The 22,630-nt window shown below is 46.8% G+C and carries 17 protein-coding genes; 7 read left to right on the top strand and 10 right to left on the bottom strand.

Going from position 1 to position 22,630, the window contains the following annotated elements; genetic code table 11:
• The gene (locus tag BMZ72_RS32620) at positions 1-1,821 is read right to left on the bottom strand and encodes a glycoside hydrolase family 15 protein (RefSeq protein ID WP_089815639.1); all 1,821 of its coding nucleotides are present in this window, start codon (positions 1,819-1,821) and stop codon (positions 1-3) included.
• Between the two features lie 55 nt (positions 1,822-1,876).
• Between BMZ72_RS32620 and BMZ72_RS32615 the strand changes: the two genes are divergently transcribed.
• Positions 1,877-2,512, top strand: a complete 636-nt coding sequence (locus tag BMZ72_RS32615; protein WP_089815112.1) for a hypothetical protein — start codon at positions 1,877-1,879, stop codon at positions 2,510-2,512.
• Between the two features lie 199 nt (positions 2,513-2,711).
• Here the strand turns inward: BMZ72_RS32615 and BMZ72_RS32610 are convergent, their stop codons facing one another.
• The gene (locus tag BMZ72_RS32610) at positions 2,712-3,470 is read right to left on the bottom strand and encodes a basic secretory family protein (protein WP_255373353.1); all 759 of its coding nucleotides are present in this window, start codon (positions 3,468-3,470) and stop codon (positions 2,712-2,714) included.
• A gap of 131 nt (positions 3,471-3,601) precedes the next feature.
• Positions 3,602-4,396 carry a patatin-like phospholipase family protein gene (locus tag BMZ72_RS32605; protein WP_177223001.1) on the bottom strand — a complete coding sequence of 265 codons (795 nt, stop codon included), beginning with the start codon at positions 4,394-4,396 and terminating at the stop codon, positions 3,602-3,604.
• Between the two features lie 60 nt (positions 4,397-4,456).
• On the opposite strand from BMZ72_RS32605, the gene BMZ72_RS32600 reads away from it, so the two are divergent.
• Positions 4,457-6,214 (top strand): amidohydrolase family protein, encoded by a 1,758-nt coding sequence (locus BMZ72_RS32600; RefSeq protein ID WP_089815106.1) that lies wholly within the window; start codon positions 4,457-4,459, stop codon positions 6,212-6,214.
• Here BMZ72_RS32600 and BMZ72_RS32595 read toward each other — a convergent pair.
• A complete protein-coding gene (locus BMZ72_RS32595) occupies positions 6,192-6,800 on the bottom strand; it encodes a hypothetical protein (RefSeq protein WP_089815104.1) in 609 nt (202 codons plus the stop codon). The two genes, BMZ72_RS32600 and BMZ72_RS32595, sit on opposite strands and share 23 nt — an antisense overlap.
• Positions 6,801-6,899: 99 nt before the next feature.
• Between BMZ72_RS32595 and BMZ72_RS32590 the strand changes: the two genes are divergently transcribed.
• Complete coding sequence (locus BMZ72_RS32590) at positions 6,900-7,298, top strand: ACT domain-containing protein (protein ID WP_089815102.1); 399 nt, start codon at positions 6,900-6,902, stop codon at positions 7,296-7,298.
• 146 nt (positions 7,299-7,444) lie between these two features.
• Positions 7,445-8,023, top strand: coding sequence for a hypothetical protein (locus BMZ72_RS32585; protein ID WP_143087848.1), 579 nt, complete (start codon positions 7,445-7,447; stop codon positions 8,021-8,023).
• A 47-nt stretch (positions 8,024-8,070) separates the two neighbouring features.
• Here BMZ72_RS32585 and BMZ72_RS32580 read toward each other — a convergent pair whose 3' ends face one another.
• Together BMZ72_RS32580 and BMZ72_RS32575 are read right to left on the bottom strand one after the other, a co-directional pair.
• Entirely contained in the window at positions 8,071-8,472 is a 402-nt protein-coding gene (locus BMZ72_RS32580) for a hypothetical protein (RefSeq protein WP_012790453.1), read from the bottom strand.
• Between the two features lie 35 nt (positions 8,473-8,507).
• Positions 8,508-9,299: a hypothetical protein gene (locus BMZ72_RS32575; RefSeq protein WP_089815098.1), complete on the bottom strand. Its 792-nt coding sequence runs from the start codon at positions 9,297-9,299 to the stop codon at positions 8,508-8,510.
• A gap of 246 nt (positions 9,300-9,545) precedes the next feature.
• Between BMZ72_RS32575 and BMZ72_RS32570 the strand changes: the two genes are divergently transcribed.
• Positions 9,546-12,965, top strand: coding sequence for a glycosyl hydrolase (locus BMZ72_RS32570; RefSeq protein WP_089815096.1), 3,420 nt, complete (start codon positions 9,546-9,548; stop codon positions 12,963-12,965).
• A gap of 80 nt (positions 12,966-13,045) precedes the next feature.
• Here BMZ72_RS32570 and BMZ72_RS32565 read toward each other — a convergent pair whose 3' ends face one another.
• Positions 13,046-16,999, bottom strand: coding sequence for a caspase family protein (locus BMZ72_RS32565; protein WP_089815094.1), 3,954 nt, complete (start codon positions 16,997-16,999; stop codon positions 13,046-13,048).
• Positions 17,000-17,387: 388 nt separating this feature from the next.
• On the opposite strand from BMZ72_RS32565, the gene BMZ72_RS32560 reads away from it, so the two are divergent.
• A complete protein-coding gene (locus BMZ72_RS32560) occupies positions 17,388-17,627 on the top strand; it encodes a hypothetical protein (protein ID WP_089815092.1) in 240 nt (79 codons plus the stop codon).
• Positions 17,628-17,758: 131 nt separating this feature from the next.
• Entirely contained in the window at positions 17,759-19,291 is a 1,533-nt protein-coding gene (locus BMZ72_RS32555; protein ID WP_089815090.1) for a serine hydrolase domain-containing protein, read from the top strand.
• Positions 19,292-19,353: 62 nt separating this feature from the next.
• Here the strand turns inward: BMZ72_RS32555 and BMZ72_RS32550 are convergent, their stop codons facing one another.
• The 3 genes from BMZ72_RS32550 to BMZ72_RS32540 form a co-directional block, all read right to left on the bottom strand.
• A complete protein-coding gene (locus tag BMZ72_RS32550; protein ID WP_089815088.1) occupies positions 19,354-20,439 on the bottom strand; it encodes a hypothetical protein in 1,086 nt (361 codons plus the stop codon).
• 357 nt (positions 20,440-20,796) lie between these two features.
• Entirely contained in the window at positions 20,797-21,693 is an 897-nt protein-coding gene (locus tag BMZ72_RS32545) for an AraC family transcriptional regulator (protein WP_255373352.1), read from the bottom strand.
• A gap of 57 nt (positions 21,694-21,750) precedes the next feature.
• Positions 21,751-22,299, bottom strand: coding sequence for a carboxymuconolactone decarboxylase family protein (locus BMZ72_RS32540; RefSeq protein WP_089815084.1), 549 nt, complete (start codon positions 22,297-22,299; stop codon positions 21,751-21,753).
• Between the last annotated feature and the right edge of the window lie 331 nt (positions 22,300-22,630).

Here is a 22,630-nt window from a genome sequence, read left to right as displayed (position 1 = left end):
TTAACGACGGCTCATTTGTTTATTGATCTCTACGGCAGCACTGATCAGGGCCAGGTGGGTGAAGGCCTGCGGGAAATTCCCGAGGTGCTCACCTTTCATGCCCAGTTCTTCACTGAAAAGTCCGAGGTGGTTGGCGTAACCGATCATCTTTTCAAAGCTTTCCACTGCGAGGTCAATCTCTCCACATTTGGCCAGTGCTTCGATATACCAGAAAGAGCACATGTTGAAGGTACCTTCTACCCCGTCAAGACCATCGATCCGTTCCAGGTGATTCCGGTAGCGGTAGATCAATACGTCCAGGCGGAGGTCACGGTCAATGACCTTCATGGTAGACAACCACCTGGGTTCAAGCGGTGTAATAAAATGGGTCAGTGGCATCAGCAGGGCGCTTGCGTCTACCGTCTTAGCGCCTTTATACTGTACCCAGGCCCCCAGCTCTTCGTTCCAGAAGTTATGATAGATATCGTTGTAAATCTCATCGCGGACGGCCTGCCATTCCATTTCCGGATAAGGGAAGGACCGATGTTCTGCGATCTTAATGGCCCTGTCCATAGCTACCCAGCACATTAAACGTGTATGCAGGAACTCACGTTTTACATTCCTGATCTCCCAGATACCATGATCGGGCAGTTTCCAGCCCGCCACCACACTGTTAACCTGTTGTTGTATCAGGGTCCAGAATTCGTACGTGATCGGTTTATAAGATTTGTTGTAGATGTAGATCGTGTCGATCAGTTCTCCGTAGATATCGATCTGTAACTGTGTGGCGGCAGCATTCCCTACACGTACCGGTTTAGCACCCTTATAGCCGTCCATATGTTTCAGTTCCCTTTCTGCCTCACTTTTAGTACCATCCACCTTGTAGAGCAGCTGTAATTTGCTTTCTGTACAAAGACTGGAGATCCAGTTCATGAAGTTCGTTGCTTCGTCATAGAAACCGAGTTTCAGGAAAGCATACATGGTAAAAGCCGCATCCCGGATCCAGGTAAAGCGGTAGTCCCAGTTACGGCTGCCGCCGAGGGTTTCCGGTACGCCGAAAGTAGCTGCCGCTATGACGGAACCATACCGGGCGGAGGTCAGTAGCTTCAAAGTGATGGCCGAACGTTGTATCAGTTCCCCATAATGCCCTTTATAAGTCGATTTCCCTACCCATTCCCGCCACTTTGCGATCGTTTCATGATAAGTGTCGTGCGCATAGTAGTTAATGCCTTCAAAGGCTCCTTTATGGTCTTTCCTGACAGCCTGCAATACGATATGCGCTATTTCGGACTCTTTCAATGTAAACTCTGCATAACCGTCCTTCCTTTTGAGCTGAAGCGGAATATCTGCTATCAGGCGTAACTGCACATTTCCATCATTGATAGCGGTGAAGATGATCTCATTCTTTTTCTTTTTCAGGTCTGCCTCATGCTTCGCTTCCGCATAGTCAAAACGGGGTGCGCAATGCACCTTAAACGTGATATCGCCCCGGATCGCCTTGATCTTACGTACGATGGTGCTGTCAGTCTCATCTCCGGATGCCTGCAGGGGCATATAGTCCGTCAGTTCGGCGATACCGGATTCAGAGAAATAGCGGGTCAGCAGGATCGCCGTACCGGGTATATACAATTGTTTGGAACTATATTCTCCCATCTGTGGTTCTACAGAAAAGAATCCACCTTTGGTGGAGTCCAGCAGGGAGGCGAAAATAGTGGGGGCATCAAAGCGGGGAAAACACATGAAGTCAATGGATCCTGTCAGGGAAACCAGGGCGACTGTTTCAAGGTTGCCGATGATACCATAATTTTCAATACGCTGATATGGCCGTTCCTGATGCTTCATACTGGTATTTATCATGAACCATGCCTAAAACAAAGGTATCCCTTACCTTTACTGCATGTTACAATTGCCCATTACTGTGCGTATTCCTACTGATGCGGAGCTGGATCACCGGCCTGATATTGATGAAATTCTTATCCGGCGGAGAAAGGCAAAGATCGTGGAAGGATACAATCTGCAGATGAATGAAAATCCTCGCCTGCCTTACCGTTTTCAGGCGACTATCAATATCGACAATGATCGTTTATGGGCGCTTTTTCTGACACTGGCAGAAACCCTGCCTTCCAAGGTGAGTTGTGTGTATGGTATTTATGAGGAAGAGAACATGACCACTCCCCTGTTACAGAAAGATTTTGTGCTGAAGGAACTGGAGAAATACGAGCCTGAACTGGCACAGGACTGCCTGCTGGAAGCCGGTATGTTATTTCATACCAAAGACATCCTCATAGAGCTGGGTATCAGTGCCAGTAAATACATCCGTTACTGGGGCGCAGAACTGGAAAGGTTTCGCCTGCTGATGCAATCCTTTGAACTGCCTTTTGTGGAAGGACTGGAGTTTATCGATGAATACCCACGGATAGTGACACCGCTGCGGGAGCTGGACAGAACGGCCAAAGCACCTGAAACAGTACTGTACTATCTTGATCAGGCATTCCGTGTAGACAGAACAGCCCCTGAACCTTTCTTTGACTGATCTATCAGAATTAAACTGAGCTCCTGCACATCGTTCAAATGATTTGCGGTCTTCAGGACCAAATAAAAAGAGGATGTATCTTATTTCGGATACACCCTCTTTGCTATGTGTCGCAAAAAAGATCGCTGTTCATCACCTCCCGGTGTGATAGTTATTAATTACTAATGATGGCAACACATTGATGCGATACGTTTTCCCGTTACAATGCAGGATTAGCTGCATAGTCAGCCCAGAGCTGATCAACGGTTTTACCGGTCAGCGTTACCCAGGTGTTGGCAGTGTAGGTGTGATTACGCAAAGCAGTATTCAGATTGGTTACAATCGTGCTGCTCACGTGATTTTCCAGCCATGCCAGGAAACGCGCAGTTACGCGGTAAGAATTCGTATAAGACTGAGACGAAGAAAAAGCAGGTAAAGACCATCCTGCTGCTGAGTTATTCACGCCGTATCTGTAACGTACCAGGTCAGCGATACCCTCAGTTAACCAGCCGGGTGTACCGCCGGTATAAGCCTGAATGATATGCATGATCTCATGCGTTGCTACGTCCACATCCTGTGGATTGCTCTGGAACCATGCCGCACTGTAGGTTACAGTTGTACCGGAAGTGTAGGCTACTCCACTGTAGTTAGGGTCAATTACATAGGTAATTGATTTGGTGACACCGGGGTTGAAGCGGGTCAGCAATTGCGGATAGGTACCGAAGAAGATGTCTACGATCTTCTGACGTACCGTTTCATTGAAATTCGGATCGTTGTTGGTCAGCGTCAGTTTATAGCCATTGCTGGTATAAACAACTGTGCCAACAGGTACTGCGAGCGCGGCAACTTCGCCCGTTGCCTTTGAGTTTTCATTTACGGCATTTTCTTCGGGAGCGACGCTATCGGATTTGCTACAGGCAGACAATAAAAAGATACCAAGGGTACCGATAATCATGGAATTTTTAAGCGAGTGTCTCATTTTTCTGAGTGGGTTTACAATAGGAGGCAAATGAACAACGCGATCTACCCATATAAACGCATGATGTATCTTTTTCGTACATCCTGCACCCACTGCCGTAAAGCTGTTTTCTACTTGACAAGTTGAATATCTTACACGACCTGTACATCCGGCCATCCGGCTGCTTCTTCCAGCCGCTTCCGGGTATATTCCAGTCCGGTCTGATAAATAGCGTCGAAACGCTTAAAATCAAACATTCCAAACTGCCCCAATCCATCTGGTTCTATAAAGAGACTGCATAACTGCCTGTTCTTCAATACCGGTTCCTGGATAGCCATATGCATGGTACGATCCATAGCCGCTGAAATGCTGCCTCCGGGATTGTAAGGCGTCATCGGATTGACATGCACACCGATAATATCACTATAAATACCCAGCAGCGGTTCAACGGGCAGATTACTGGAAATGCCACCATCGATATATGGTATACCATCTATTACCACAGGAGGAAACAGCATCGGGATCGTCGAAGCCGCCAATACAGCCGGAATCACTTCCCCTTTGGAGAAAACGGTCTGTCTGCCGGTACCGTAGTCCGTGGCCGCGATATATAAAGGAACAGGCAAAGACTCAAAAGTAGTATGGCGCAGGGTCTGTTTCAGCACCTTCTCCACCGTCTTCAGTGACAGAAAACCGGATTTGAGGTTTCGCCATTGCATGGACAATCCCATCTTCGTATGCTGGAAGATCTCTCTGACCTCATCGGGGGTATATCCGTCGCAGATAAAGGCGGCAGCAATGGAACCGGCACTGGTAGCTGCGATCGCCTGGGGAAAAATGTCCTGTTCTTCAAATGCTTTTAATACTCCAATGTGGGCGTAACCACGGGCGCCACCACCGGAAAGCACAAACGGACGCCGCATAGGGATTTTCAACTGCTGATTCATCCGGCTAATATATATAAAGAAAGTAAAATCTGCTACCTTTAGCGTCATCAACAATAACCCATGAAACGCTGCTATCTGCTACTGAAGACCGCGCTGATCGCCTGTACCTTACCGGTATCTGCGCAGTCAGTTCCCGGCGCCACCACAAAGACCATCTGCATTACGCATGCAAACGTCATTGACGTCATTAACAACAAAACGCTGCCTGATCAGACGATCATCATTGACAACGACCGGATCGTCCTGACGGGGTCTTCTAAAAAGCTAAAGGTCCCTGCAGGTGCTACCACTATTGATGCAACAGGACGTTTTGTAATGCCGGGTATGACAGATGCGCATATACACTTTTTCCAGAGCGGCGGACTGTATACCAGACCAGATGCACTGGACCTGAGACACGTCTATCCTTATGAAAAAGACCAGCAATGGGTTAAAGATCACCTGAGTGACCTGATGGCCCGCTACCTGGCTTGTGGTATTACCACTGTCGCAGATGTAGGTGGTCCGCTGCGTAACTTCAGCATCAGGGATCAGGCAGCAAAAGACTCCCTGAGTACCAATGCCTGGGTGACAGGTCCATTGATATCAACCTACCTGCCACCAAATCTGGACAAAAATGACCCGCCTATCGTGAAGGTGACAACACCCGATGAAGCACGAGAACTGGTCAGAAAACAACTGCCCTATAAACCTGATTTCATTAAGATCTGGTACATCGTGGTACCCGGTCAACCGGCAGAAAGCACACTGCATATTGTGCGCGCAGCCATAGAAGAGAGCCATGCACACGGATTGAAAGTGGCCGTACATGGCACTGAATACCAGACGGCAAAACTGGCGGTCAGCGCCGGTGCAGATATCCTGGTGCATAGTGTGGATGATAAGCTGTTTGACAATGAAATGCTGCAGTTGCTGAAAAGTCATCAGACGGTATACATCCCCACATTAACCGTCATGCATGGTTACAAACGGGCTTTTACACAACAGTTTGATTTTCCTGCACAGGACCTGGCCTATGGCGATCCGTTTATGCTGGGTACATTGACTGATCTGCAACATATCGATAGCAGCGTGGCTAAATTCAGTTACAAACAATTACGCACCCGGCACCACGTACCATCAGAAGAAGATACGATCATGCTGAAAAACCTGCAACTGGCACAGGATGCAGGTATTAATATCGTCACGGGAACAGATGCCGGAAATATCGGTACCCTGCATGCCTCTTCTTATTTTACAGAACTGAAAGCGATGGAGAGCGCCGGACTGACGAACATGGAGATCATCCGCGCAGCGACTATCAACGCCGCTAAAGGTTTTGGAAAAGACAAAGACTATGGGAGTATTGAAAAGGGAAAGGTGGCAGACCTCCTGCTGTTATCCAAAGACCCTCTACAGGACCTGAACGCTTTGGCACACATAGAGACGCTGATCCACAGAGGCAAAACCATTGACGCCCAAAAACTATTACCTGTTACACCTGAAATACTCGCACAGGAACAACTCAATGCCTATAATGCCAGAAACATTGATGCATTTCTGGCACCCTACAGTGATAGTGTAGTGATCTCCGATCAGGCAACAGGACAGGTGATCATGAAGGGTAAAGAACAGATGCGCCAACGATATAGCGGTCTCTTTGAGCGGGCGAAAAACCTGCATTGTCAGCTGGTCAGCAGAATGGTGCTGGGGAATACGGTAATAGATCAGGAAAGTGTTACCGGTATGGGAAATAAACCATCGGAAGCGATCGCCATTTATACCATCGAAAATGGGAAAATAGCACACGTATCATTCATCTTTCCCGCCCCATACTGATCACATGTACGACCGGCGGATTGCGCATTTTTCTGATCATCGAAAATCCTGCAATACCGATCAATGCACCAAAGATCAGATAAACATTGACGGTGCCCAGTGAGATCAATCCGATCAGTAATGCACTGATACGTCCCGTGCTATATACGGTGCCACCATGATCCAGTTCGTTCATGATAAACAGGGTATAAATAAACAGTAAAGCAACTACTATCAATCCTGCCATCGGTTTTGTTGCCGCTCTCATTTTATCATACCTGTCCACCCGGTAAGATGATCCCGGAATATGCTCTTTCAGATATGCGAAGATTTCCTCACGCAGCGTTTCATCTTTGATAAGGAAGTGCTCTTCCGAATCACGTCCGAAAAATACCTGTATATGATCATTTCCTTCCTGCAAACGGATATCTCTTACATAATCCAATGGGAGACCAAACAGACTGGGGTCTGAAAAGTCATTTGCCTGCATCCTGGCCACTAAAAATTCCAGTTCTTCTTCTTTGGGATTTGCCTTATAAAGTGTAGCATTTACAAATGCTATGATCTTTTCCCCTTTGTTGTCGTAATTAGTCCAGATTCGGGTCATTATTATTCCTTAAAGCTGCCGAAGATATAAAAGATTAATCTAATCTGGTAATACCAGCCGCCCATTACCCGCCCCGGGGGTTTTATGTATATTTAGCCCATGAGTGGTATTACAGATCTGTCCGAATTACTTAAAAACATGACACCTCAGTTACAGGATGGTGAGTATGTTTTCTGCACGGTCCCTGATAATCAGGCAATTGATATAAAAGACATCCTGGGCAGCTTCCGGGAAGAAGAAGGTATAACACTGATCCTCTCCCGGGAAACCGCCGACAGGCTGCAATTGTCCTATACTTATATTGCCGCCTGGATCACCCTGAAAGTACATTCGTCGCTGTCAGCCGTCGGACTGACCGCCGCTTTCTCTGCTGCACTGGGCCGGGAAGGGATTAGTTGTAATGTAGTGGCCGCCTTTTACCACGATCATATTTTTGTGGCAAAGAAGGAGGCAGGTAGAGCAATGGATGCACTTAAACAACTCACTATCAACAATTAGCCGCGATCCTGCCACCGCTCAAAATAACCAGTAACCGCTGTTGTAAATTAACGCACCTCCTCCCTCCCCCCTGGCGCTTTGTAAATAATTTTTGTATCTTTCGAAAGTAAAATCAGATTCACCTACCTATCCCTAACGAAACCTACATGAAAAAGAACACACTATCACGGATAACAACCGCTGTTGTTGCTATCTGCTGTATGAGCATCACCACTGTAGTCGCACAAAAGAAAGTACCTAATCCTGGTACATTAAACATCGAAAGAAATGGTACGGTCTTCTCCTCTAAGGATATCAGAGGCAATGCTACTATTGGTAGCAGCAAGATGGCCATTATGAATATGGAATGTACACTGCATGATGGAAAACGAATCCTGTCCCTGAGATTTGATCTGAAAAAAATAGGGGAATTCAAACCTGTTACTATTACGTTTGATAAGTCTACCGGAGAAGATCAGGTGGGCAACTTTGCGCAGTTCCTGAACTATCCGCAGGATGAAGCAACAGAAACGGCCGATGACGGTTCAGGCAAAGATGTGTCTTCCAGTGCAGAGAAAGGTTCTTTTACCCTGACAGAGATCAGATTTGATGATGTGAAAGCATTTATCTCCGGAAACTTTGAATTTACGGGTCCGAATGATATAGAGTCCGGCGCTGAAAAAACGGTTACTGTGAAGGGCACCTTCAGCGGCGTACAGGTCGTTTGTATGGGTCCTCATCCATGATATTATAATCAACAGCGGGCATATTATTACAGCATGCCCGCTGCTGATCATAGTTCCTTACCGGTCAGACAATAAAAGAGGTTCTGTAACTGATGTACATATACCAAAGGTTGTCCGTAAGGCACCAGCTGTCCCGGCGCTTCTGCCAGCAGCTGAAAGGAATAACCTTCATCTCTTACATAGATACTGTCCTTTCGGTTATATCTGAAGGAAAATACATTTTCATCTTCCCCGTGATCTCTGTCTCCCTGTACAAATCCCAGACTGTTAAGATGTCCCGTATCGAGCGTTAACGGATGCACACTGGCCAGCGGCAGTTTGCTTTTAGGCAATGAAGAATTATAGATAAAGCCGTCCAGTATCCCTTCCACTTCAAACACCGTCTCATTCATATACAGATCATAATACCATACCAGGTTACCGGAGCGCACGTCAGTTGCTTCTATCATGATACCATATCTTTCTGCAAGTATAATGGTATATTCTAATTATCAAATGAGACACTGCGACTTTCCTTTATAATATCTTCCTCTTCCGGATCATTCCTGTCTATCAGTCCTGCAAATACCTGTACTTTCCCACTTTTGAACACAACACTGTCAATACCGGCACTTGCGCCGGACCTCCGCATGTTATTGAAAGCCATCTTCTTTTCCTTTCTACGGGCTACATTCACTGCAACCACTCTTACACTGTCCTCCGGATCATTACCGGTGATGTTGTATACGATCTGACCAGTTGTAGCATCGTAATCCAGCACCTGCTCATACTCCTGGTATTCCGGCTGACTTTCCTTACTCACCGTCATTACTGCCAGACATTCAGTACCACAGTAATATTCGAAGAAAAGGTGCTTCGCATTTTCACCGGCATAACGGGGAATGTATTTCCAGCTCAATGCCAGGACCTCTGATTCCGGAATGACCAGCTTACTTTTTCCGTTGCTGCACTCCATGTACAGGTCTTTGTATTTTGTCTTATCGTCCTTTACCAGATATCTGACCGACCAGCCACTGGCAGTCAGGGTATCCTGTGGCATCATGCCTCCTTCAGCATACGCCTCATCTTCTCTGTTCAGGGGTACCATGGCAGTTGAATGATTTCCGTGTGCTGTTTTGCCGACAGCTCCGTCACTTTCTAAGAACTGAGCAGCAGTATTTTGTGAATTTTCAGCTGGTTGATGACAGGCAGACAGGAATGCTGCCACACATGACAATGCGTAGATCTTTGCGTATTTCATAGGTATATTCTGTACACTAAATGTAGTATTCCTCATGCAATTCTTTATAACTATCTTTATATACCATTAAAGGTATCACGACAAGTGATCATCAGTACGCAATAACCATTAAACACAGTGTAACATATCTATGGAAAAGCTCCGTATATCCTTCCCATCTCTATTATTTTAAGTAGTATATTTGAATGGATGTACCCCTTATGCCCTGGATATTTCACGTTAAAGAACCGACGCAGATTTTCAACACCCTTTATGTAAACTCAAAATAACCTGGTAAAATCTATGAAAAGCCTGTATCTGTCAGCGATCCTGCTGGCTGCCGCTGCATTGCAAACGCATGCACAAGCTCCCGTTTCTGTAGGCGCCGGAAGTTATGCTTCTTTTCCACCGGCCTCAGAAAACACAATCGATGGGAATAACGATGGTAAGGGAGATCTCTATCAGTTTGTCTATGACCGGCCTATTTATGTCGCGGCCGACAAAATGAACAAACCTATTCCCACCAATGACTGGTGGACCGACCTCGTAGTGTCACAGTATGGAGGCCTGATGTGGGCCTATCCTTTAGTGGCTGATCCTGAAGACTATGGCGTTAAAATGTACTATCCGAACAGCTTTGTTGCCGATGGTTCCAACATTGCCTACGGTGGTAGTATGATGATCAAAGCTGCCGGCTATACGCCCTCCAAAGCGATTGCCAAAGACTGGTCTGACTGGGGCCTGGTGATGTCCCTGCCTGACAGTCTGCACAACAAAAACATGGATGTAACCATGGCGCATGGTATTCCATTTATGTGGCTGGAAACACAGGGTATCAATCCTGAATTCTCTTTTGACAGAGGCGCGTCCTATCTCACACAAAGTGGCAGCGCCATTCAGTTCCCTACCAGCAATTCATTTGTCATACAGACGGATGGCCGCTATTTCGGTATCCATCTCAGTGGCAGCACAACAGCTGAATTACAGGGACAACAGTATGTCAGGATTGACCTGGGATCTGTACAGAACATTACCAAAGTAAGGCTCAACTGGGAAACTGCCTTTGCAAAAGGTTATGCCATTCAGGTATCCAGCAATGGTACTACCTGGAGCACAGTGGCCTCGGAGGTCAATGGTAACGGCGGACTGGATAGTCTGAGTTTTAACACCTCCGGCCGCTATATCAAACTGGCACTGGCTGAGAAGGGCTCTATCTATGCCTATTCCCTGTGGGAAATGGAAGTCTTCAATGGCACGACCCTCCTGTCACGCAACAAACCAGTAGAAGTATCATCTGTTGAAGCAGCCTTCGCCGGTACCAATGTCAACGATGGTAATACCGGCACCCGCTGGGCTTCCGATGGCGCAGCAGCAGAACGCCTGGTACTGAATACCGGTAATGGTAACGCCTATTTTGTAGTATCCGCTCTGCCAGCGCCCGGCGACCTGCCCACTTACGAAACCTATGCATTCAACAAGGTGACCAATACCGCTGTAGGATATGATTATGATGCCAGTGCCGGTAAAGTGTATGTCAACTGGAACATTACCACGGCTAATCTGAAAGGACAGGCTGCCGGTAATACCATCCAGGGTTTCCTGCCCCACCTGTATCAGAATGCGGCCAACAGCATCGCGTTTACGGCGGTGAACTATGTAACACCCAGAGGGTCTATGAAAACGGCCATCGGAAAGACCTTCTCTTTTACGTACGACTTTAATGGCATCCTGCCTACCTATAATTCACCTTACCGCAATGCGGCAGATGCAAGTCCGTATAATGCTAACGCGATGTTTGACATGCTGACCCGCTTCTCCAAGAAAACCGGTTATGGTGGCGACACCTACTGGGGTGGTAAAGACCTGGTCAACTATGCCAAATACACGCTGATGGCAAAGGAACTGAATCACCAGGCCTACCAGTCCCTGAAAGCAAAAACAAGAGAGAGTCTGGTCAACTGGCTGACCTATACGCCGGGTGAAACAGAAAAATTCTTTGCCCGCTATGATAGATGGGGCGCTATTGTTGGCTTTAATGAATCTTACGGTTCAGCAGAATTCACAGACAATCATTTCCACTATGGCTATCTGATCTATGCCTGCGCACTATATGGTATGACAGACCCTGATTTCCTGACGCAGTACGGCCCGATGATCAAAATGGTGGCTAAACAATACGCCAACTGGGATAGAACAGACAACTTCCTGCCTTTCTTCAGAACATTCGATCCATGGATCGGACATAGTTACGCAGGCGGCACCAGCTCTTCTACCGGCAACAACCAGGAGTCTACTTCAGAAGCGATGCAGTCCTGGATCGGTCTGTTCCTGCTGGGCGACATGCTGAATGATGAAGCTATCCGCGATGCCGGTGCTTTCGGTTATATCAGTGAAGCATATGCCACCCTGGAATACTGGTTTGACTGGAAAAACAGGAACCTGCCAGCAGCCTATCCACACAATGTAGTAGGTATCCTCTCTAATCAGGGCTTTGCCTATGGTACGTATTTCAGCGCCAGTCCGGTACACATCCACGGCATACAATACCTACCGGTAAATCCTGGTTTCAAATACCTGGCAAAAGATACCACCTGGGCGAAAAGAGAATATAGTGATATGATGACGGAATCAGCAGCAATAGACGGACATACCAGTGAGACCGATTTTGGTGATGACTGGGCACATGTGGCACTCGGTTTCCGTCAGTTGTTCGACCCTAAATATGCGGCGGGTTTCATGGCCAATAACCTGGCCCTGGCGCCTACTGACAGCAAGTATATCATGGATTATGAAGTAGCAGGTATGACTTATTTCTATACCCATGCGAATCAGAACCTGGGCTTTTTCTCTTTTAACTTCCGCACCAACTTCCCTTCCAGCAGCGTATTCGAAAGGAACGGCGCATTCAGTCACGCAGTAGCATATAATCCAACGGCAAGTGCAAAGACCTGTAATGTGTACAATGCCGGCGGCGCAATCGTGGCTTCTTTCAACGTGCCTGCCAGGACACTGGTGACTTATCCTACCCTGCCAACTACCGGACAGCAGCCAACAGGTTGTTATGGTTTATTACCAGCTACTGCTACCGCTACTTCCGGTAATGCGGCCCTGGCCGTTGATGGTAGTTTGGGTTCCCGCTGGGAAAGTGCCTTTACTGACCCACAGCAGCTGACGGTTGACCTGGGCGTGGTTTCTACGGTGAATAAGATCAGTATCTCCTGGGAGGTGGCCAATGCGAAGAACTACACACTGACTGGGTCTGTAGATGGTAATACCTGGCTGCCGATTGCCACAAAGACCAATATGCCTACCGGCAACAGGACTGACATCATTGATAACCTGAATGGTAACTACCGTTATATCCGTATGGATGGTACTGTCAGGAATACGCAATGGGGTTATTCCATCTATGAACTGGAAGTATGCGGTACAGCCGCTGCCGGTGCAGCACCGCTGGCTGCCGCCAATACACTGGCCAGCAAAGCAGAACCGAAAACGGATGCGACAGCACCTGTGCTTTATCCAAACCCTGCCAATGACTGGGTGAAGATCCAGAGTAAGACAAAGGACATTTACAGTCTGACAGACCTGCAGGGTAAAGTGATCCAGACAGGTAAACTGGATGCCGGCATCAACACCATTGATATCAGCCGTCTTCCAAAAGGTCTTTACATCATCAGGATCAAAGATCAGACGTTCAAACTCATCAAATCCAACCAATAAACAGCATCGCTGTATAAACAACGAGGGTGTACCGGTAAAACGGTTACACCCTCATTTTTATAATGAACAAAACAATCCTCTCAGGATTCGGCAGACACAGCCACCGCTTCTGTAAACGGCTGCAGGTCATTTCTCAGTGACTCGATGATATCGACAAATTTATCGGCTACCAATCCAAAGCCATCATTGGTAGGATGAATCTCGTCATACCAGGAATCGCGTGCCACGATATCTCTCACATTGACATAGTATACTACACCAGGAAATGCAGCCACTACTTTCTGTAAGCGTTTGTTGAACTCATCTACAATGAACTTAATCACTGACTCTCTTTCCGCCTGCGGATCCATATGTTTCAGGATCATGTATTTACCCAGCCAGCTGGTTTTCTTTGGTTGCAGATCAGTATCTACCGGAATGATATAGTCATAACTATGCACCAGGATCCGCAGGTTAGGATAGCGGTTGTGCAGTTCCGTGAACATATCTTTATACCATTTCTCCAGGTCGTCCAGTTTATCATTAAAAGCGCCTTTGAGATAGCGGCCCGGCGTGATATCATCTTCTGCCGGTGTATCCCGCAGGAACTGCTGGAACTGTGATCCGAGTATATCATTACCACCGCCACTCACCAGGAAGATCTGGGCCTGCTCATCTTTGATGGCATTGAGGTATTCTTTTTCTTTCAGATAATGCTCCAGGGTATCGCCTGCTTCTGCAAAGCTACGGATCGCATACAGCTTATACAGGTGATCGAGGGTATCCAGCAAACGGATGGGATACTGGAACCAGGAATCTCCTTCGGCTACGATGCGGAGCCGGTCTGTTTTCTTCAGGCGGTTGTACAACCTTCTGCGCTGACGGGTTTCGATAGTGTTGGCTGCCCATAATACCACGTCTCCCCATATGCCTCTTTCGTCTTCCGGCAGCTTTATTTCCGGTTTCAGCTGCAGCTGGGTCGGTTGTCCGCTTTCATCGGGTACCAGGTCATAATAGAGGCCTGCGGCAAAGTAAGACGTCTCTTCGTAGTCCATCAGTTGTTTCAGCGTCTCACTATCGATACGGTTAAACGCCGGATTATTAAACACCAGTGTGAGTGTCTGTGTCATCCAGCCACTGAATACTGCCGGTGTTTCATCTTCCATCACGGCACCACGGGTCACTTCCATCCCACCCCTCATGATGCCCCGGTCTCTGTCAGCCAGTACATAAGGCGCAGGCAGATTACCCAGTCCCAATGCCTTCACATTAAATTCTTCTGTGCTGGCAATGATCTTCACGGTCTCCATACTCAGCGGCCAGTTATACTCCCTGACAAAATCATCCTGGCGGATGATGATCCGGTCTTTCCCTTTTCTAGCCATGATGATAAACTTACCTGGTTCCAGCAGCCAGGGCGACTGTACCTGGTAATCCAGGTAGCTGCTGAACTGTATGCCCAGGTAAAGCGCCGATACGTATAAGTTCTGATTAGTGGTATTGGTCAGCTTTATTTCCATAGCACCTTCCCAGAGGTCTACTTTTTCTTCAAAGTTGAAGATGGCCCTTCCGGAAGAAACATCCAGTTTCTCACGGCAACCATCGGTATATAAACGGGTCAGTTCAATACGCAACGGTTGTTCAGGGAAGCCGGGAGGAATACTGCTGTTCTGCAATTCCTTAATGAAGTGCCATTGGGAAATATGCTTCAGCGTTTCTACCAGCTCCAGGTTACCATTGTCTTTCAGAATGTCCAGGGGTCGTACTACCGGCCGGTAAGGATCATTGGCACGTGTGATCACGGCCTCCCCTGCCCGGATGTGCAGGGTATAGTCCGCGCTGCGTCCGTTTTCTCCTGCGGCAGTCTGGAATTCAAAATGACCACTTGCCTTACTATCTATTTCATCCAGCAGTCTGGCCATTTCAGCCGGATGACCATTACTGTTGTTGAGTTCAAGTAATATCCTGCCGCTCATTAATCCTTCAACAAAGGCTTTATGGGCACGGTCCTGATCGGGACTACCATCCACAGTAATACTGCTATAATCAATGAACACATTGCTGATTACCGCGTTCCACTTACGGCTGGTATCTGCCGCATCAGCTATGGTGATCTTTGTATTTTTATCCACGCCGTGAATAGCCCCCAGGTTCAGCTGCCAGCCTTTGGCATCATTGTAAGTGACTTCGCCTATAGTGGTCTGATCGCTGAGACTACGGTTCAGGAATCCGAGCGCCAGTAGTCCGTCCATATTGCCAGGTACATAGATCTTAGGCGTCTGTTCAAAACTAAAGCGCAGGTACTGTCTGATACGGCTGCTTAATTCATTATAGGAAACATTACCGGTACACGCATCCAGTGCGCCCAGCAGTTTTTTGGTAAAGACGCCTTCACCATTTACTTCAACTGCCGACTGATTACTTTCACAGGCTGCCATCTGGATATGTATACCTTCCGGTAAGAATTCTTCCGGTTTTTTGCCTTTGATATCCTCTTCTCTGATAACGTTACCGAAGACAAATTCCGTCCAGTCACGCTGCGGGAATGCACCGGAATAACGGGAGGTATCATAGACCATCCGTTTATTGACTTCGTCATTCTTATAGGCGGTACTTACCAGACGGCCACGGGTATTGTCACCGGAGTGACAACAGTCAAAAATGGTAACGATATGCGCGCCCGTCTTTTCATAAAGTTTGCCGAGCAGATAACGCAGTTCCTTATCCGTCAGCAGGAAGTCAGCTGCTTTTTCTGCACCACCGTCATAGCAAACCAGGCATTCCAGTTTGCCGTCTGTTTCATCCCATATAGACGCAGCATCTTCCTGGGTACCATGACCGGAATAATAGAAAAGGATGGTATCTCCCTTACTGGCATTTCCCAGGTGCTCTTCAAATGCTTTTACGACGCCGGCACGGGTAGCTGCCGAATCTGTCAGTTTCAGTATACGGCAGTCGAACGGTGTACGGTTCTTCAGATAGTTCTCTACCTGTTGTACATCATGCAGACAACCACGCAGTTTACGCACACGGTCATATTCATTGATACCGGCGAGTAATGCGAATACTTTACCGCTTGGCTGTGTAATATCTTTTGTCAGATCTTCTTCGTAGTTAAATGGATTGTACCCTTCATTGTCAGTCGTTTCAGGTGCGTTATCCTCTGCACCCGTCGTATCAGCAAACTGTGCGTTGATACCTGCTTCAGATGTGACGCCGGGTGATAGTTCGCGGGCCGCAAAACTAAGTGAGCGGGCAGTAGTGGAAGGTGTGAACTCCGCAGCGGTGACGCCATTGATCAGAGTAGTCCAGTCAAAAGCGGGCCCTATATCCCACTTACCGGAAGCGCGGTAGTTGATATGGGATACGATGCCTTTAAAAGTGAGTACATCATTGGTCGTAGTATATCTTTTATCCTCCGGCAGGAATTGCCTGGGGATGTTATACTTCGCCGTCAGATAACGCAGCAGGATGATCGTGCTTTCTATCTGTTCCGGGGTATAGGCAGCATAATATACCTGATCCCTGAAAGGCTGATTGATCTTAATATAAGCGGCACTATTGCTTAATGCGCAGTATTCATCAACCGGACCCGGTTTACCATTCACCGGCTGACGGGAATAGATCGTTTCCAGTACACCATCGTGGGGTACCAGGTAGGCATAATTAGATAATTCGATACCGATGCTTACTTTGTCCTGCGCATTCTGTGTACCCTGATTGCCCAGTCCGGGGCCAATATGGCCGGACCAGTTTGCAGAAGGAAACAACTGATAAATGGTACCGTCCCTTGCGATAACGAAGGGAACAGAAACATGCCTGTCCTGTGTGGTCAGGCTTTGCATGTCGGACCTCAGATTACCGGCTGTAAAATGCAGCACTATCCGTTCCTTGTTATGCGTTGCCGGATAGAAATAGTTGCTGCTGGCAGGTTTGTACAATTGTCCTTTCAGAAACAACTGTTCATTGGGAACCTGTAAAGAAAATGAAGTAAGTAATGACGCTGCTTCACTCTTGAAACGAGCCTCGATCTGGGGTAAGGAGTCGTATCTCATGTAGAGGTTAATTTAAATTTACTGGGGATACTGATAATGCCGGTGCTTTTTGGATTATACGGTTGTGTAAAACGTGAAAATTGTGACGATAAAACTGAATTCCCGAAACGTACTATATATGATTATGCCCATTCCAAATATATGATTTAAAATCCAGAATCAACTGATAATCCTCACATTACGACACCTATCCGATTCCACGGCTGTGCCTGTATACTTATTTACACCCTTTTTATCCGGAAGTCCACATTAACATGTAAGCCTTATTCAATACTTAATTATTCATGAGATATAATAACATGATCTATAGTCCAGTTCCAGATCAGCAGAATCAAGCAGGATTTTGGCAATAAATACTATTATTAATTTCTCTTTAAAACAACGAGTCATGAAAAAGCATTTTGCAACATGTTGTCTGCTGATCGTATCTGGCGCATTTGTTTATTTCGGGGTAAACACAACGCCTGCCTTCGCAGCAAGTACAACAGAAGACGAGGCATATATTGCCTCTTTTGATCAGTATAAACAGGATACTGTTCCCGGTAGAGACACTTCCTGGCAAAAGTCGAAGATGAAGCACAAAATGAAAAAAGACACTACCTGGAAAAAAGATACAATACCCCAATAAGCTAACTATACAGGCAGCCTCCGTGTAAAACGGAGGCTGTTTCTTTTGGTCACTTATCCCCTGCGTTTCGTCACATTTAGCGGGCAGTCCGTTTTCTGTTCGCTAGTATTGCTGTCAAATCGCACACTACTATGAAACACGTTACTTTCCTTACACTGCTCCTGCTCTGTGGTATACACCTTAGTGCACAGCGGCAGTTGGGGAAACTCAATCAATACTTTAATCATGTTGCGCAGCAGGGGTATATGAACGGTAATATCCTGCTGGCTCAAAACGGGAATACTATTTACCGGCGTTCTTTCGGAGCAGCAGATATTGCGGGCGGCAGACCCAATAATGATTCCTCCAGGTTTAACCTTGCTTCCATTTCCAAAGTATTTACATCCACCGCAATCCTGCAATTAAAAGAGAAAGGATTGTTGCACCTGAATGATACCTTTCAGCATTATTTCCCTTCGTTTCCTTATAGCGGTATCACCATCCGGCATTTGCTGACACATACATCCGGACTACCTGACCTGGAACTCTATGAGTCACTTATCAGGGCATATCCGGATACGATCGTCACCAATAATATTATTATACCTACCCTGATCAAAGAGAAAATGCCTTTGTATTTTTCTCCGGGCGATCAGTTCCGGTATTCCAATACCAACTATTCCCTGCTGGCCCTGCTGGTGGAGCAATTAAGCGGACAGTCCTTCGCTGCCTACCTGGACACACATATATTCCAGCCGGCAGGTATGCACAGGACCAGCTGTGATGCTTCGTCCTTCCGCCCAGCAGATACCGCGATCGTGACACCGCATGTTTATAGCATGTTCTATGACTCCGTTTACACAGCGGTGTTCAATGTGAAACGGTATAAGTATACGGCCTATAATAATGATGCCGCCATTGGCGCCTCCAATATTGTCAGTACGACCGGCGATCTGCAACTATTTGACAAGGCCTTCTTTGATGGCCGCCTGATCAGTGCGGCATCTATGAAAGAAGCTTTTACACCTGTTGTGTTAAATAATGGTGATACGCTGTGGGAGCATATGGATACGATGCGGGGAGAAGGGAAAGGCAGTTACGGACTGGGATGGGATATCTTCAGACAACCGGGGTTTGGAACGGCTGTAGGACATGGTGGTTTTAAGTTTGGTCTGGCTACTTTTTATTACCGGAATATAGACCTGGGCGAGACGATCATTGCTTTTGACAATGCACCTGGTGCTCCGTTCGGGGATATTATCACTTCTGCTTTCTATATTATGAATCAGCAGCAGGCGTTTCCCACACATGTCAGGCAATCGCTGGTCCGTTTATTTGCGCAGGCTATTACGCAATATGGATTTGACAATGCGGTGAGTTGTCTGAGCAGCTTAAAAAGCGATACCACTCACTACTACTTCAGCGAAAAAGAGATGAACCAGCTGGGGTATGAGTTCTTATATTTTTCTTCTTTTCCGGCGCATCAGCAACTGGCGGTGCAGACGTTTATGATCAATATGTTGCTGTACCCGAAAAGTTTCAATACATACGACAGCTATGCGGAAGCACTATCGGCGACAGGCAAAAAACAGGAAGCCATCCTTATGTATCAGCAATCCATTGCGTTAAACCCAAACAACGCAGACGGTATAAGGGCCCTGCAACGTTTACTCAGCCAGCGTTAAAGGGACAGCCGGTCTGTGTTGTGTAAGAGTGTGGCATTTGCACGCCACACTCTTTTTTATGTTTATCTGTTATTCAGATCGGCAATCATCGTTACCAGCTGTGAAGCGGTGACAGGTTGCAGATTGAAACTAACAGGTGTATAGTTCGTTCCCGAAGCCGGTGCTGCAATGGTCACATCCAGCAACTGTGCATAGAACTGTCCGTTGAGGGCAGTTATTGCCAGGAATGTACCCTGTTGTCCGACTGGTATAATTGTCTGATAGCTCAGGAAGCCTTTGAAACCGGCAGGCGCATTCAAAATGATGTTAAAGAACTTAACTACAGAGTTGATGTTCCTGGGTTTGAAAAACAGCATACTTGGCTGCTCAGGAGATGAGTTAGGGGTGTCGTTATTGTACACATCAAAATAACCAAGTACGGTTGTTTTGGGTCCGGTGCTGCTACTGAACACATCGCAGTTTCTCCATTGCAACAACTGAGACAGCTGGAAATCCAGTGTACCGGTAGTGGCGTTGAACAGGGCATAATCAGGCGCCTGTGTCCAGTTGATACCAGGATCCTGTGAAGCAGGTTGCGTTACAGAAGTAGGCTGGTTCAGCTGGTTATAACCATTGATGGTGAAGTACACCGTCGTGTCGCCGTCCCACATTGGTACTTTTTCCTGTGGACGAACCTGGGTTCTTACGACGGTCTGTACAGCGATCGGGGCTGCCAGTACCAGGTCAGCGCCCGCTTCTGTGGCACGTACAAAATACTCTCCATAGGACAGCAGATAGGCGCCGGAAGCAGCGGTAGGTCTGTTGCTCAGTACAAAGTCTTTCGGACTTAATACCTCTCTGATAGCAACGGAGATCGGACCGGTAGGTGCGGTACCATCTTTTCGGCGCAGGGCGCCGGCAGGGATGTTGTACTTATTACCATTGCTGGTGGTAAGGGTTACTTTTTCCTTCCCCTGCACAGTGAAGAACTGGGTTTTAGGACCTGCACTGGCAAAAAGCTGTGCCAGTAACTGTGCGTCTCTGTTAGGTTGTGCTTCAGCAGCGGCAATGCTGCCTTCGGGATTCAGTTTTTCTACAGTGGATTGTTTGTTACAGGAAACAACGGCAATAGTTGTCACCAAAGCGAGTGCTCTGACAAGGGATTTCATAATTATCAGTTTTTAGTTAGGAAATTTCCAGGGTTATTACGTGTTGCTACATATAGGTGCGACTTATCACAAATTTAGATGTTGTGACTTGAAATCATACCGCGGGGGAGATAAAGAATTAGGAATTAAGAATTAAGAATTGGTTAGCCGGAAGTGCGATTGGTATGTCATATACTATATAATTGGGTGGGTATTATTTATTGCATATTGCAAGAATTTTCGATGATAGCTGTATTGTTACTAATTATTATATGCGCCAGACCTGAATGAACATCCAGTCAAGTGTATTACGCGGATGGCTATTGTTGAATTCTTAATTCTTAATCCTTAATTCTTAATTCTTAATTTTCAGATTGTCTATATGCTGAGAAACTGCTGCATGGCTTCTCTCTTATAATCTGTAAAGCTTCTGCCGGAGAAGTTCTTAAAGAACTTACTGAAGTGTGCGATATCATCGAAGCCTAAGCTATAGGCGATTTCTTTCATGCTGGCGCCGGAATAGGTTGCCAGGCGTTTTGCTTCCAGTATGACCCGCTGTCTGATATGATGACTGGCAGGGAACCCGGATACCTTTTTTACCATCTCATTCAGATGGTTGGGCGTCACCGCCAGTTCGTCGGCATATTCAGCGACGAGTTTATATTCCATATATTTCTTTTCAACAATGGAGAAAAACCGGTTGACCAATGCCTTGTTGCCTGCTTTTACAACAGGCGCTATTGTAGGGCGGTATTGACGGGTCAGGTAGATCATGAAGATATTCAGGAGGCCTCTTAATATCTCTGATCTGAGTAACAGGAAACTGGCAAACTCTTTCAGCATCTTGCCGGCCAGGTCTTCCATTTCTTCGCGGATGTCAGCGGACAACTCAATAATGGTCGTGCCGGACAACTTATGGAAGGAACTGGCATGAAAGATCAGGGCAGCATTATCTTCCGGCATAAGCAGGAATTCAGGACTGAAGGTGATCACATACCCTTTGGTGGCTGTATCGGGTTTGAACTGATGTAGTTGTCCCGGGGTCAGACAATATACCATATCCGCACCTACTTCATGCTGCTCATTGTCTACAAGATAATCACCACTCCCCTCCAGTACCCATACCAGCTCAAAACTGTTATGCAGGTGAGGTGCACCGTCTTTCAGGTGGTGGTTGCAGGACGCATCTTCCAGCTTGTAGATCTCGAAAGGCACGTTTGTCCTGTTTTCCGGAACGGGGGACTGCTCCGATTTGCTCCCTGGGCTTCGTTGCACGATGCAACTTCGACTAATTTTTGTCATAGAGTGTAGTTAATGGTTCCTAAAAATTGGTCAGGCGTTGTTCCCTTCCGCCAGCTCGGGGGCCAGCGGAAAGTCTATTTCTATCTGGGTGAGATTACAGAGATAATTCATAGCGATATTATCGCTGATCTGCAAAATGAGGTCTACGAGGTTCCCTTTGTCATATCCAGCCTCAAAAAAGCGTTCAAGGGCGTCGATGGATGCCCGTCCCTTATTCTCCGCGATCTCCTTTGCAAGGCCTGCTAAAGCGTTTAATCTTGGATGGCTGCTGCTCCCTGTTCTGACAGCCATCAGTTCTTCTTCTGATATACCATTTTTTCTGCCCAGGGACGTGTATACGCTCTGGCAGTAACGACAACCGTTCACCTGTGCCATCACCAGGCTGACCGCTTCCCTTTCCCGGTTGTAAAGAGAGGTTTTTGCCGTCTGGAAGGCCAGGTACTTATTCAGTCCGTTCTCGGAATAGGCGATTGTGGCATATAAATTCGGCACCATTCCCAGTCTTCTTTGCAATGTGTCAAAGGCCGCTTCGTTTCCAGGATAAATCTGTTCTCTTGTGGGTACGCTAAAGTCTATCATTCTTCTTACTGTTTTGTTGTGACGTTGGTATAGCGACATAGAGAAAACAAAACACATACCATATGGATAAAGAACTGGAAAACAGCCATTTGATAAAAAATCACCATTTGATAATTAACTATATTTAGTGATTTCACTGCTTTTACCCACTTTATTTAGTGAATAGCCGCGACCTTTTTTTGCTTCGCAGAAAATGCCGGAATTAACAATCAGGCATGAAGAACAGGTCGCAGAAATGGCGTTTTTACGAAATCTAATAAAGGAATTCGCGTGAAAGGCTGCGATATTACGAAATATCGTGTTTTTATATCAGGACACAAATACACAAACA

The organism is Chitinophaga sp. YR627, assembly GCF_900114995.1.
GTDB lineage: Bacteria > Bacteroidota > Bacteroidia > Chitinophagales > Chitinophagaceae > Chitinophaga.
The sequence above is the reverse complement of the archived record's forward strand: the minus strand, read 5'-3'. Positions and strand labels throughout refer to the sequence as shown.

Coding starts and splice junctions, on each gene's coding strand:
- BMZ72_RS32620 (WP_089815639.1), bottom strand. CDS start 1,821: ATGAAGCATCAGGAACGGCCATATCAGCGTATTGAAAATTATGGTATC.
- BMZ72_RS32615 (WP_089815112.1), top strand. CDS start 1,877: ATGTTACAATTGCCCATTACTGTGCGTATTCCTACTGATGCGGAGCTG.
- BMZ72_RS32610 (WP_255373353.1), bottom strand. CDS start 3,470: ATGAGACACTCGCTTAAAAATTCCATGATTATCGGTACCCTTGGTATC.
- BMZ72_RS32605 (WP_177223001.1), bottom strand. CDS start 4,396: ATGAATCAGCAGTTGAAAATCCCTATGCGGCGTCCGTTTGTGCTTTCC.
- BMZ72_RS32600 (WP_089815106.1), top strand. CDS start 4,457: ATGAAACGCTGCTATCTGCTACTGAAGACCGCGCTGATCGCCTGTACC.
- BMZ72_RS32595 (WP_089815104.1), bottom strand. CDS start 6,800: ATGACCCGAATCTGGACTAATTACGACAACAAAGGGGAAAAGATCATA.
- BMZ72_RS32590 (WP_089815102.1), top strand. CDS start 6,900: ATGAGTGGTATTACAGATCTGTCCGAATTACTTAAAAACATGACACCT.
- BMZ72_RS32585 (WP_143087848.1), top strand. CDS start 7,445: ATGAAAAAGAACACACTATCACGGATAACAACCGCTGTTGTTGCTATC.
- BMZ72_RS32580 (WP_012790453.1), bottom strand. CDS start 8,472: ATGATAGAAGCAACTGACGTGCGCTCCGGTAACCTGGTATGGTATTAT.
- BMZ72_RS32575 (WP_089815098.1), bottom strand. CDS start 9,299: ATGAGGAATACTACATTTAGTGTACAGAATATACCTATGAAATACGCA.
- BMZ72_RS32570 (WP_089815096.1), top strand. CDS start 9,546: ATGAAAAGCCTGTATCTGTCAGCGATCCTGCTGGCTGCCGCTGCATTG.
- BMZ72_RS32565 (WP_089815094.1), bottom strand. CDS start 16,999: ATGAGATACGACTCCTTACCCCAGATCGAGGCTCGTTTCAAGAGTGAA.
- BMZ72_RS32560 (WP_089815092.1), top strand. CDS start 17,388: ATGAAAAAGCATTTTGCAACATGTTGTCTGCTGATCGTATCTGGCGCA.
- BMZ72_RS32555 (WP_089815090.1), top strand. CDS start 17,759: ATGAAACACGTTACTTTCCTTACACTGCTCCTGCTCTGTGGTATACAC.
- BMZ72_RS32550 (WP_089815088.1), bottom strand. CDS start 20,439: ATGAAATCCCTTGTCAGAGCACTCGCTTTGGTGACAACTATTGCCGTT.
- BMZ72_RS32540 (WP_089815084.1), bottom strand. CDS start 22,299: ATGATAGACTTTAGCGTACCCACAAGAGAACAGATTTATCCTGGAAAC.